General features: G+C 43.9%; 10 protein-coding genes. 2 read left to right on the forward strand and 8 right to left on the reverse strand.

Features of this window, described 5'->3' with window-relative positions; all coding sequences use genetic code 11:
• Positions 1 to 70: 70 nt before the first annotated feature.
• The 7 genes from ACO0KZ_RS00090 to ACO0KZ_RS00120 form a co-directional block, all read right to left on the reverse strand.
• Positions 71 to 1,990 carry a PIN-like domain-containing protein gene (locus ACO0KZ_RS00090; RefSeq protein WP_422991497.1) on the reverse strand — a complete coding sequence of 640 codons (1,920 nt, stop codon included), beginning with the start codon at positions 1,988 to 1,990 and terminating at the stop codon, positions 71 to 73.
• Between the two features lie 68 nt (positions 1,991 to 2,058).
• Positions 2,059 to 5,688 (reverse strand): BREX system P-loop protein BrxC, encoded by a 3,630-nt coding sequence (brxC, locus tag ACO0KZ_RS00095; RefSeq protein WP_422991499.1) that lies wholly within the window; start codon positions 5,686 to 5,688, stop codon positions 2,059 to 2,061.
• A 93-nt stretch (positions 5,689 to 5,781) separates the two neighbouring features.
• A complete protein-coding gene (locus ACO0KZ_RS00100; protein WP_422991501.1) occupies positions 5,782 to 6,381 on the reverse strand; it encodes a DUF1788 domain-containing protein in 600 nt (199 codons plus the stop codon).
• A complete protein-coding gene (locus ACO0KZ_RS00105) occupies positions 6,378 to 6,968 on the reverse strand; it encodes a DUF1819 family protein (RefSeq protein WP_422991503.1) in 591 nt (196 codons plus the stop codon). Before ACO0KZ_RS00105 ends, ACO0KZ_RS00100 begins: the two co-directional genes overlap by 4 nt.
• Positions 6,969 to 7,217: 249 nt before the next feature.
• The gene (locus ACO0KZ_RS00110) at positions 7,218 to 8,210 is read right to left on the reverse strand and encodes a helix-turn-helix transcriptional regulator (RefSeq protein WP_422991505.1); all 993 of its coding nucleotides are present in this window, start codon (positions 8,208 to 8,210) and stop codon (positions 7,218 to 7,220) included.
• 354 nt (positions 8,211 to 8,564) lie between these two features.
• The gene (locus ACO0KZ_RS00115; protein ID WP_422991507.1) at positions 8,565 to 9,122 is read right to left on the reverse strand and encodes an HAD family hydrolase; all 558 of its coding nucleotides are present in this window, start codon (positions 9,120 to 9,122) and stop codon (positions 8,565 to 8,567) included.
• A 73-nt stretch (positions 9,123 to 9,195) separates the two neighbouring features.
• A complete protein-coding gene (locus tag ACO0KZ_RS00120) occupies positions 9,196 to 10,707 on the reverse strand; it encodes an AAA family ATPase (protein WP_422991509.1) in 1,512 nt (503 codons plus the stop codon).
• A 138-nt stretch (positions 10,708 to 10,845) separates the two neighbouring features.
• Here ACO0KZ_RS00120 and ACO0KZ_RS00125 point away from each other — a divergent pair, with 138 nt between their 5' ends.
• A complete protein-coding gene (locus ACO0KZ_RS00125) occupies positions 10,846 to 11,616 on the forward strand; it encodes a hypothetical protein (RefSeq protein ID WP_422991511.1) in 771 nt (256 codons plus the stop codon).
• A 179-nt stretch (positions 11,617 to 11,795) separates the two neighbouring features.
• Here ACO0KZ_RS00125 and ACO0KZ_RS00130 read toward each other — a convergent pair whose 3' ends face one another.
• Positions 11,796 to 12,410 carry a hypothetical protein gene (locus ACO0KZ_RS00130; protein ID WP_422991513.1) on the reverse strand — a complete coding sequence of 205 codons (615 nt, stop codon included), beginning with the start codon at positions 12,408 to 12,410 and terminating at the stop codon, positions 11,796 to 11,798.
• Between the two features lie 130 nt (positions 12,411 to 12,540).
• Here ACO0KZ_RS00130 and ACO0KZ_RS00135 point away from each other — a divergent pair, with 130 nt between their 5' ends.
• On the forward strand, positions 12,541 to 12,783 hold the full coding sequence (locus ACO0KZ_RS00135) for a helix-turn-helix domain-containing protein (RefSeq protein ID WP_422991515.1): 243 nt from the start codon (positions 12,541 to 12,543) through the stop codon (positions 12,781 to 12,783).
• The last annotated feature ends 500 nt before the right edge of the window (positions 12,784 to 13,283 follow it).

A 13,283-nucleotide genomic window follows, 5' to 3' on the forward strand; every position in this document is an offset into this window, starting at 1 on the left:
TTTCTCACAAAAGATACTTCCAACAAAAATATCTCACTCACTATATTCGTTCTCGCGGCACTTTTTGGAATTATGATTCAATGGTACTTATGTTTTCATTTGCACTCGCTAAATGGAAATCGATCATCTTATCGTCTGACATAAAAAATATCGCATCTAGTCTTACACCGGGCTCAAAGTGACGCTCAATTGCCCATCGAGGAATAGCCAGATTTTTTGAAAGGTACTCAACTAATGTCTTAATCGTAAAGCTATCTGTGATCGAATATGTCCATGCATCCTCATCTCGGTTTGAAAGTAATTCCTTTCCTTCAAATTGAACAGATATCACATGATAACGGTTAGTTTCCTCGGTACTTCCTGGAGTTGGTATATTTAAGGACTCAATCCGCAGATGAACTTTTTGTGAATCTCCGGGCTTAAATTGCAAGTCAGCTAAAAATGGTTCTAAGGCAATAAGAATAAAATTTTTAACGTCCTCAAACTGACTTTCTGCAATCTGCTGCAAAGGTGTCTCAATAAGGTAAGCCTTCGGTTCCTTCCTAAACTGACCAAATGAATCAAAATAAATTTCGAAAACGATTCCAGCCAAAATATGATTAGCACTGCTCGAGGGCAGACGGCTCAAATTCACGCCGAGATTGGCGATAAAATCCATTGCCTTACCAGCATTCCCACATGCTGCTTGATAAATATTCCGTCCTAATACGAACCATGAATCAGGGTCAACTTCTTGATCGCCAATTGAATATATCTTTACTATAGCGGGGTTTTGAACGTACCAATTATGCGATTTCAAGTCTCGAATAATTTCGTTAACGACGGAAGGTGCCTCAACTGCATATTCGCTATCAGAAATTGCATTCTGTCCATAACAAAGAATAGAAGGATCGGAACTCATTTTTCCAGTACAGTGTTCCGTTCGAATAATCTGCGCTGTCGCTTGCATTTCAGATGTAGCGTGAATTGGGCATTCCGCGGCGACCAGATTTACAACTGATTCCGATACCGGCGCACCAACAATTTCTGTCTCGCTTCGCTCTTCGATATTTATTTGAATGGCCTGCGCAAGTTGACCGAAATTATCAGCATTTTCAATTGATAACCCTTCGATCAAATCGAACAAAGTGCAGATGAAAATATTATCGTGTCCGACTACCCTATCAAATTCTGATTTCAATCGAGGATCAATTATTTTCAACTCGGGCTTGGTGTTTGCGATCGCCTTGCGTGCGGCGCCAAGAATTTCTTCTCGACGTTTAGGTGCATAAACCCAATCGCATTTTTCATCATTAGATATAAATACTACGTTAGAAAATTTTTCTCTAACTGTAGATGAATGCTCCAAGATCTCAAACCAAATGATCAAATCTCCAAAGCGATTTTCATCCTTTTTCCCGTCTTTGAAACCCGGAGGTAATCTATGTTCAAATCTGTTATCACCTTCTCTCGACGCACGAACACATAGTTGAGAAATATCGGACTTCAAAACTGCGGTGGCAAGATGGCTTTGAATTTCATCATGCACAATTTCTGGATCAAATTCCTGCTTAAACGCACATGTAAATTGTGGTAACGCATTAATTGCCTTTTCGAAATCACTCAAATATTTGGCGCGATCTCCAACAAAACTAATTTTAGATAAAAGTGTGGTATCTACAAATAAGGATGCGGCTCCAAGCATTGCTTCCAATGCTTTTTTTATTTGGTCAGGCTCTTTACTTTTCGGTGTATAAGCTTGTAGTTGCTTCGACGTGACTCTAGATAAATATTCGTTTGCAGACCAAGCTGGAATGCACAAACGTTCCTCTGTCAATATTGAATCAGTCCAAATAAAGAACTCATTACGCGCAGCTCCATGCAATTTATAAAGGTAAGCCAAAATATTAGTATCGAAAAAAATTAGCGTCTTTTCATCACGAACGAGATTCGCTATTTCCTTCAAATATTCATCTTTTGTCTTTTTAAGCAAATTCATTCCAAGTGACATTGCACTACCTCATTTCACAAAATCAAAAATTACTAGAAAACCAAAACAATAAATAGCTAAAAAATGAGCTACTGAATTCGCGCCTTATGCCCAGACTGAATTGCCGCCAGTAATTGCTGGCGCAATTGATTACAATAAGCCTCCACATCTTCTTCGGTTTCCAAATAACTCTTGGTCGATAGCTCTGCGGCACGTATGGTCTTACTTGGTTTGCTCACAAACACTGGCGCTGCTGGCGTTGTTGGCAACACAGTCGTCGTCGCACTTGAACCTGAGTCCTGAACCGCAGCTACTACCTTGGCTGCTGCCGCTTGTTTAGCCGCTGCTTTACCAATTTTGTCATTGGCCTCATCTTGCGCCTCGGCAGCGATTTCTTGTTTGGCATGTATCTCTGGGATGCTGGTGATCTTGGTGACCTGCTGCCGAATTGTTTGTAACTTCATCAGTACATCGTTACTCAAGTCGCTACTTGCCTGAATCTTTTCCAAATCCAATTTTACTTCTGCGATGCGATGGTCAATGCGGCTTAGTGCATGCTCTCGGCGCTGAGCTAGATGTAATTGATTAACTGCTTCGACTTGCGCGATCAAGCCACTGATACGACTGATTTGTGCGTAGGGCTTTTCGTTGTTGCGAATACTTTCAAGCTCAATCAAGGCAGTATTGGCGTTCGCATCTTTGACTAAGATGTCATGGTTAGGGGCGAAACGTGCCTTCGCGGCTAAGAGCTCATCCCAAATTTCGCGTTGTTTGCTGTAGAAACCTAAAATATCTTCCAACTCTTCCTGCAAATCGAGCCACTCGCTCTTTTTGGAATTGAGGCCTTCTAAGAATTCAAAGCTGTCTTTGATGGCGAGTTGGCGATTGATTTCTGTGAGCGCATTCGCGATTGCTTGTTTGCCTGGGTATTGACCATTGGCAGCAATACCTTTGTTGACTTCCAGTGGCTGTTTCCATTCTTTTTGTAGCTTGTCTCGGAAGTCTGCAACTAAGGCGTCTTCTTCGTCTTTTGGTAAGGCGCTGAACAAATCTTTATATAAGAGTTTTGCGCGGTTGAGTGCGCCCGCATCGGTCGATTTGCGCTTGAGAATGGAGATATTGCGATGGCGCACGCCTTTTGAGAATGGCTCGAAAGCGCTGGCTGCATCCAAGTCGCCGCCATCTAAGGCCAGCTTGATCTCGCCTGCCATGAATAATCGAGCGATGATGAGTGCAGTTTCCATTTCTGGCCAACCATACAGACGCTTGCGGTAGCGTTCGGTGAGGTCGGACAGTAATACGCGTGACTGGCTGGCAGCGAGGCCTAGGTATTCACGCATATCTTTGACTGCTTGGGCATTGCCCTCTTCACCATTCAAATTGAGGCTGCTTTGGCCTACATCGGTCATGGAGAAGGTAGCGCGGATTTCGGAGAGCACATCGCTTTGCAATACTTTGAGGTAACTGAGTTTTGGGTAGCTGTTGGTGATTAGATAGTTGACCTGTTCGTCTAACTGCGCGGCTGGTGAGCTACCCTTGATAGCTAGCTTTTGGCCGAGCGCGTAGAAATCTGCTGTTTGAACTAGCTCGGTCAATTTAGCAACCAAGCGAGCACGGCGGCTGGTGTTGTCGCTGGCGTGCTCGGCTAAAATTTTGCGCAAAGTTGGTGCTGCCTGTGCGGTATTATTGATGCGCACGAATTTATCGACTTGCAACCAGGTGCGTAACTCTGAACCAAGCACTTTGTCGTCACGCAGATAAATCAATGCGGAAAGCGCTTCGCTACTGCGGTTGATGCAACGCGCCTCATCAAAGCGCAGGTAGTCATCATTTAGCGGACTGATGACTTCGAGCGTGAGTTCGTGGCTGGCAGTCTTGTAGGGAACCGCATCTAACAGGCGGTTAAAATCGTAATCGGTTTTGTTAAGCTTGAAGCGGATACGGCTTTGCCCGCCGAAGACTTCTTCAAACAAGAGTTCGGAGAGCATCTTCGTTTGATCGCCAAAGCTAATGTCGACTTGCTTAATTTGACGACTAACATCTTGCTCTTCGTTAGTGAGGAAGTAGTAATGGTCGCCATTGCGATTGATCAGATTTTCTTTATCGAGACGTGTCAAACTCGCTTCGATGCGGCGTTTTAATGCTAAACGGTCGGCATCAACTTCATCAATACAGAGTGTGACTAAGTTGTCGATATTCGGCTTGATGATTTCGATATAGCGAATCAGGAACAAAGCTTTGAGTAGCTTGCTATCGAATTCTTCTAAGACTTCATTCGTCACCGATTGATCGATCGTCTTTTTGATGACAGGATCTAAGAAGCCTTCTATTGATGGGTAGAAGTCATAGACTGGAATCAACACACCAATGCCACGGTCTTGATTCAAACGGGCTGCGGTTTGGAAGGCGTCGAGCATGGAGCGCTCGCCCTTTGACAGGTTGAAGCCCGTTGCGCCGACTTTGCGGATCTCTTCAAAAATCTTTTGGACTAATTGAAAGTGATATGGCGCGAATGGATAAAGCGAGATGAAATCAGTTTCATTGCTATAGTTTTTCATATTGACGTCATTACCAATGAAGCTTAATTGGTTTTTGATGACATCGCCTTTTTCAACAAACAAATTCAAAAGGGCTTTTTCTGCTTCAGTGGTTTTCGCTAACAGGCGTTTAGCAATGACCTCATCCGTATTGGAGCTGGATAATGACAAACGCGTGTGGAAGCGGCCTTGAATTTTTGAGAAGTCTTGGGTGCGTGCTTTGTTGTTGTCACCAATGACGGCATCGATATCGGCTTGTGATGTGACGATGACCCAAGCGCGGCCTTTACAAGTCGTCCCGAGATTTTCAACGATAGTCTGCAGTGTAAGCATCATCTGAGTGTTTTCACCGATGAACTGGCCGATCTCGTCGATTAAGAAAACGATATTACGCTTTGGCCCCTTGCTGTCTAGGTATTCTTTGACGAGCTTGGCGAAGCCTTCGATATTGATGCTGAATTTATGCGGTGCATCGTCGAACCATTTGGCGGCGGAGTCTTCTGACATATTCAAAGCGACCATCAGCGATTGAATCACTTCGTCGCGCATGAAATCAACGGCATCACGCTCGGCTACCCATTCTTTTCCCGTGAGGGACTTGAAATGAGTCATGAAGGTGTCATAGGCGTTTTCTTTAACAAGATAACGCTCCATACCAGCAATATGCGGTGCATCACCGCTGTAGCCTTGCATCTCATTGAAGACGCGCAGCATGACTGACAAGATGGCGTCACGGTCGTCTTTGCTGTCTGCTTTGCTATCGATATTGAACAGAATAACGTCAGTCTCGTCTTTGACCGCACGTTTAACATCACCAAGCAAGAGCGCGTCATTGATTTTGTCGTCGAAGAAATTAGCCGACTTGCGCGTTGCGCTGCTATGCGGATCTTGGGCTTCGAAGTTGTTCAGCAAATAGGAGAGAATTTTAATGAAGTGGGATTTACCAGAGCCGAAGAAGCCCGATACCCAAACGCCCATGCGTGAATTGATATTAGGGTCATTAGGATTATCTTTGGCTTGCAGATAGCTTTCAAAGAAACGACGAAAATGGCGATCAAGCTCTTGCGTGACGACATATTCATCTAACTCTTGCCAGACGGCTTCTGCACCGCGTTCGTCGGCTTTGACGACACCGTTAATCGGACGAGTAATATTTTTCTTAAAAAGTTCTGCGATACGCATGGTGTTCCTTTTATTCGGTTATTTCTTATTCGATTTTTTCTTGGAAATACTGTTTTGTGCTTGGACAACCGCCTCGAGCGCGGCATTGTGCGTTTAGACTGCCAAACGGAAAGCGCGGTAATAGTTGTCGTCACTGAGGCGATTAAACAGACGCAGCTTGGTGCCGTCGTAAGTACCCGGGTAAAACACGACTAAGGGGATATGTCCCATCAATGGGTGTAGTGCACTTAATAGCGTATTGGTGCGCAACATGGGATAAGCGCTACCAACACCTGTAAGCAAGACCAAGTCGGTTTGCGTCAAGTCGATATCTTTGACAAATTCTTGCGCCAGCTTCGCTGGCTCTAGTGGCCCCTTCATCGCTCTTAGAACTTCTTTGTCACCTTTGTTGGCTTGTAGGGCGACGGCACGGTCGAGCAAGTCTCGCTTGTTGAGCACATCTAAAACAAGTTGAAATAAATTGACGTGGCAGGCGCGAACAGGCGTTGGCCCTTTATCGAGACTGGGAAGAATCACGTCTTTTAAAAACGCATCCACCTCTAATTCATGCTCCGGCGGGTAATCAAAGATATAGAAACCGATTTCGTTACCCAAACCTTTGTTGTTCAATAAATCTGCAGACTGCAAACGCGGTAAAACTCGATTTAGCCTATCGCGCAATTGTTCGTTATTTTCGCTAGTATTTAAATTCATCGATGCAGTTCCATGCTCGCCAATGTTGTTTGATCATTTGTCGCTTCAAGATAGGCTCGTATTTCTGGCCTGATCATGACGCCTTGTATCATTTTTTCTTTGCTCGAATTGAGGTAACGCCCTTCTGCCAATATGCGCACTAGCACTTCGAACAATTTTGCTTTAGTCAGCTCACTCCACCCTGCTACCACCGGATCGCGTAACTCGCATTCTTGCAAGAAATCATCCCAATCCTTTTGTACCAACTTAAAATCCAAACGCCGCATCTTTAGACCCAAAACTTCGGACATAAAATCGGCGAGCAAACGACTGCGGCGTATAACTAACACCAAAGTCGCTTGCGAAGACAATTCAAAATCGCCATTGGCGATTAACTTCCAAATCTCTGCATCCCCGGTTTCTAAACGATGACGGATCAAACCAGCCATGCGCTTTGCTGTTGATTGGGTCTTTTTTTGTAGGACATTTTCACCTATCACCGCATTCAACCACGCTGCTTTTGACTGATCGCGCAGCAGCACTTCGGCCAGCTTACGCGTCTCATTCATCAACAAAGAACCAGCCACAATCTCAGCGCTATACATCATTCACTCTTGCTTCTACTTGTTTCACTTAGGAACGCCAAGTTTAGCAGTAAATATGACAACGAAGGCCAGCTCACCTGATGATTTCACTGCCATTTCTCAAAACTTGATTGTTTTTGCGTTACGCTGTGCAAAAACTCATCAAATCAGCAACTTAACTAGGAACTTACCTAGGGAATGCGACAAAATATGTCGCATTCGATCAACCCAAGTTCTATTCAATCTAAAACCAGGCAATTTCTTTTATTGCAATTAATAAAACTCAATTGCTGCGTGCAGTTTTTTACTCACCATATTCCTCAGGCTTCGCGGCGCTAGAACTTCGACATCTGCGCCAAAACCCATTAACCACCAATGAAATCGCTTGTTATCAAGAACAGTGGCCGACACCTCTAAAGTTTGCGCGTCGATATCTTGAACCTGCTGATCTGCCGCTAGAGGCGTTTCTTTCAAATGAAAGCCTGCACCGTTATAAAAACGAAGAGCAACTTTAATCTCAGGCGCATCACCACTGAACCCAAATGCTCCAGAAGCGATGTAGGCGTCTAAGTCAAAATCTTTTGGCTTATTAGTTTTTGTAGGTAGCATTTCTGCTCTGTGGATACGATGCAATGCGATGATACGCTCCGCCTCATGCCCATCGAAATTGACAACTAAGTATTGCCCTGCACCGTGTTCAACTAAACCGAAGAGATTGATCACGTATTCTTTGGGCGCTGGCTTGCCCTGTGCTTGGTAATACACGCGCAATTGCTGATCGCGTAGTAGTGCCGCGTGCACTTCTTTTTGCACTTCGTGCGGCACAAGCGGTTTCATTAGCGGTTGATTGGCGGGTACTGTGCGAATTTTGTCAGGCCAAGAACGGATGGCACTCTTTGTTATCCCGCTAGAGAGCGTGCGTTTGGCTTCTTGAAAATAGGGCTCCAAGTCTTGGGCCAAGCTTTCTGGCAGCAGTTGCTCAGCTAACTGTTTTAGCATAATGAAGCTCACCGCTTCTGCTTCACTCAAACCTGGGAATAGATTGATCGCTACTCCTTGCGCATAGCGCCACCACAGCGCATTATCCTTTTCATCGGTAGCTATTGGATAAGTGAGCGACAAACTTTGTAAATCTCGTTCGACCGTGCGCTTAGAAATGTCGTGACCAAGTGCTTCTAATTTTTGGTGAACATCATATGTTTTTAGCGCTCTATCTTTTGATAGCATCTTCAAAATATCAAAGTGGCGCTTTAATGCATCAGACATTCAATCTCCAAATAGAATTCAACAAGATATTCAATCGCATCACAAGGCGATTCGCGTGCACATCATAGGACATAGCACCACTATTTGAACAGTCAAAATCGCGTCTTTTGGTAAAAAAATTTTCGAAAATCAAACAGTGAATTTCTTTTGAAATTTTTTACACGTAAAGCAATGAAATAATCGCAGCGATTACATGTAATTGTGTCGACTTGCATGGTTAATTTCGATCCAGCATAGTGGGGCCTGTGAATCGAGGAGGATATTAGAATCTCGCGACATATTATGTCGCGATCATTTCAGCTTAGAACGTTGGTATGAATAGGTTTTCGAAATGTTTTTAGTGAAGGCCAATGCCTAATGCGATCCTTCGTTCAACCACCAATCAGAAAATGCGAGTAAATCATTGTGAGTTGTGTCTGCAAGCTTGAGGTTTTCACCGACGTTTGGACTTCCAATGCTCTCCCGCAGGATGAGGGCTTTGTGGATTTTCTTTGCGACTCCAGCCAAATATGGGGCAAAGTCGTCTACGAATACTACTGCATTCAACTCTCGCAACGCTCTCGCTTTTGGACTCTCTGACTGGACTTCAGAAGAAGTCGCAACAACTCGATAGATTGGAAAACCATGCATCTTAAGATTGTCTAACCTCGCAATTTCATACTTTGATTCAATAGCTGAGACACAGACCAATTCATAGCCTCGTTCAACCAAGCTGCAGCAGGCTTCTACAGCTCCTTCCATTGCTGGAATCGTAGACCAAAACTCTCGATCAAACTGTGCTCGAAAGTGTACCAGCTGGCTTCCTTCTAGCGCTCGAACATCCCATCGATCAATCGGCCAATAGGCTTGCGCATATGCGGCATGATAGTCAAGCAATACTCCATCTGCATCCAACGCAATAATCTCACTCATATACAAATCCGATCTTTAGTAAGTAGCTGCGATATATCATGACTTGCTCAAGGCGAAAGTGATGCCTCATAGATTATGAGAACGCCCGAGCGCCGTTTTGATTCGCCAGAAATCCAATTTGAGGCGCATCACTCACCCGCGACGTGTATGCAAAATCATCAACAATCAACACACGGCGACCTTGGCGCGCAGCAGTACCAAATGCGCGTTCCATCAACTTCCGAAGTTCTCGTGGCGATTGCTTGGCAAGGAGCGCTGCAACAGCATCATCTAAATCGTGCGAAAAACTCTCGCCCCAACTTGATTCAGTTCGAATTTTTCGATAGATCTGCTTCGCGATTTTTGAAATCTGCGCCTTACTCGGAGCCGAAATCTCAAACACATTAAAACGTGACAAGATAGGCTTCGGAATGGTGCTTAACGAATTTGCCGTGGCTATCCAGTTAATGTGGCTTGCATCAATCTCAAAGTCTCTTATGGAAAGATCACAAAATCTTCTTGCAGTCGTAGGTTCAAGTAAGGAATATAGAGCGGACAATGGGTCATGCTGGTCACTTTGTGAGACTTTATCGATTTCATCGAGAACGAGGATTGGATTAGCAAACGGTTGATAAGCAAGCATCTCAAAAACACCACCTTCGCGCGTGTTGGACCAATACGCCTCAGAGCCGCTAATTGAAGAATTAGTTTGTGCCGACGCCATATCGAAGAAACGTGTCGGCAATTTGAAGTATTCTGCAACCCAATTGGTGACCTCGGTCTTACCGATGCCAGGTGGGCCGACGAAAAGAGTCGGGGCGAATTTAATTCGTTTATCCCCGAGAGCACTAAGTGCACATTGGTCACGAAGCAAATCACAAAAGGAAGCGAAGTTTGGAAAAGTCTCTTCCAATTCATCTAGTTTTATTTCCCAATCTGCAGGCAAAATGGCTAGCATTCGAGAACTTTGCCCTGCACTACGTATTGAACTCAGCATACGGTCAAGACGGTCTTTCTTTTCCGCTCGCATCGATACAAGATTCGAAACAAAGACTTGAAATTTCGTTTCATCAAATAGTCGGATTCTTGGGGTTGAATCGTGTAAATCCGCCTTCATTAATCGGCTTGCTTCCACTGCTATTTCGCCCAATGAGAATTTCTCATTTTTTTCAACTATCTCTCCCTCGACGAAAAACTTGGGTGCATCGAAATGCAAATAGCAACGATTATTCTGAAAATCATATTGGCCGTGTAGCGGTTTCCGCCGACCGCAAACACGACAAACCGTTTTTGACTTGTTGATCGCCTCATCAATCAGAGACTCTCCTGCATCCGCTTGCTCTCGATTCGCCCAGAGCCAACTCGACCGAATATCTAAGGTTTCACCGAACATCGTAATGCCAAAATATTCAAGATTAACGACCTCGTTCTGCTTCAAAAACACGTCGAATGATATGACAAATTCTTCGACAATTCCTAAAAAACCAGGATCAAACTCGAGCTCAAAATTTCGCATCCACTTGAACTTTTTCTTGAGTTTTTGAATTTTTGAATCGTAGTCGGAACGGGTCATACAAAAAAAATCACCTGAATCACGTTTTTTCATATCGATTACTCCTTTGAGTCACTTGAAATCTATTTACTATAAATTATAGTAACAGCATATTAAGCACACAACAAGCTTTGTTATCGATATACAATAGATATTTATAGTAAATTACAGTGATTAGCTAAATAGAGAATTATGTCCGCCATGCCAGAACAGAAAATTTATGAAGTCGCTGCTGCGTTAACTAGACTTCGCGGAGAAACGCTAAGTAGCCTTAGCTTCGCTACTGATGTTAAAACCGCCAACCTATCAGTGTGGCTGCGGGGACGTGAACAAGTAATTTCTGAAAAACGCGTTGCCGCGATCATGCATCACCTTGGTCTAAAGGCCAAAAGCCTGCGCGACGATATGATCCACAAATGGACTGCATTGGGGAGCATCAAGGATATCAAAACAGTCTTTGAATTCTGCCTCAGTTCTGCTCAAAAACAGCAAACATTGATTTTGCAGGGTGATGAGAGCGGACTTGCTTCTCATTACATTTTACAGATACCAAATGGAGAAAACGCTGTCTACATCGTAGTGGCACTTGAGCCGACCCCAAGTGAAGTCCCCGTTTTAACACCGACCTCAATCAAATTCGGCACACTAGTTAGATATAAATATTCGCTTCAAAGCTTACCTACTAAAGAAGAAGAACTCAAACTGGCGGTCTCTTCATTGTGTGAAGAAGCCACATACAACTTACCAAAGCATGTAGATGGAACAGAAGGACTTGCGGAGCTATTCGAAGCCGATTCTATAGATCAAAATTCAGCGGTGCTTCGCGATGAACATGCAGAAGGCTTTTCGAAACTGAAGATTGAGCTGTCGCGAATTTTGAACTCTGGTGTTAGCCCTAATGAACTTGCCTCAAAACTTTCGACACTCTACGTTAGGGATGCTGGACTCCCTCCAATTTCGTAGAAAATTCTTAGCTTACGATTCTTTTGCTAGAAATATCGTTGGGCACCTCTACAATCACCCATCGTAAGCTTAGTAGACAATGCTTAGATTTGGACGCATGAGAAAGAAAATTGGCCTTCTAACTTTCAAATTACCAAGAGAATAGAGAGATTAGCTAAATTCCCAAATGAATGCTCGTATTAGCCGTTATAAATAACATTGAGTCGTGCATACCATTCATGACATGCGCGCTCACTCATCGGAAATTTCATAATCGGATTACCCGGATCACTTACAGTCAGTACGAGGCAAAAATCTGCTCTTCGCTCAACTTGCTCGAATGATGGTGCGCGCATTCCCGTCGCGTTTATTTGTTTTCCTAGCCCCGTCGCTTCCATCGAGGTCTTGATACGCCACTCAACGCGCCATTCAATTAAATAATTTAAATCATTCAACCGATAAGAACCATCAACCGAATTGCAAATAGCGACTCTTCGATTTTTTGAATCAAATGAGAGAAATACAGGGCTTGGGTAGCCAAGCAAATTCGAGGCGTCCAAGTCTAGTTGATTTTCTTGATTAATCTTTTGAACCAATTCCTTTGCGTTTTTCTGTAGCTTCACGAGAAATCGAAAAGTCAGCACAAATATGATTACCGAGACTAGAAAAAATTCTGCAACTCCGGCTGTACGATTACCTTTAAAAAAAATCCAGCTCAACCCTGCCCCAGCTGCCCCCAATCCAGACAGGCCAGCGACCGGAATCGCAAGTGAGGACAGCATCGTAACTCCGAATGTTTTAAAAGCACTTGCCATAAATCCCTCCTTAGTGTTTCGTCGAGTATCAAAAAATTATGTCAATACAACGATAACACCAATTGAGATTTAAAACCAGTAGAGTTTTATGCTGTAGATACAAAGCCAGTAGAGGTTCACTCTTGCGGCTATGAATACAAAAAGAAAAACACTAATCACCGCTCGGCAGCGTATCGCCAGTAATCTAAAACGTCTCAGAAAAGAGAGGGGTTGGAGCCAGGAATATATGGCCGAAGCAGCCGATTTTCACCGGACTTACGTCTCGCAACTCGAGCGATGCGTTACTAATATTTCGATTGATGGACTTGAACAACTCGCCAATGCCTTGGGTGTTGATATTCTAGATCTACTATCGACGCTCGATATCGAATAGATTAAGGTTTAATTTCAGCTAGAAAGCAAAAAGGTCTTTTTGCGTCCAAATATGACCTAGATGATCGTATAGCGTCGCCAGATCAATGTAACGGCGATCCGCTACCACCACAATGATTACGTAGTATCACCACAACGATTACGTAGTATCACCACAATGATTGCACAGTATCGCCACAATGATTGCACAGTATCGCCACAATGATTGCACAGTATCGCCACAATGATTGCACAGTATCGCCACAATGATGCACAGTATCGCCACAATGATGCACAGTATCGCCACAATGATTGCACAGTATCGCCACAATGATTGCACAGTGTCGCCACAATGATGCACTGGTCAATTTTTCTCCAGCGAAAATAATGTTTCCATAAACAATTTAAGCATTCTTCCACGAAGCTTATTCCACCGTGGAAGAATGCGCCCGCAGCCCCAAATGCAAACATTAATACGGGCTGCGGCAATGGAAACAATATTGAAGTGATGGAGACAAGAGA

This window comes from Undibacterium sp. Di24W (assembly GCF_049340325.1).
Classification (GTDB): Bacteria; Pseudomonadota; Gammaproteobacteria; order Burkholderiales; family Burkholderiaceae_D; genus Undibacterium.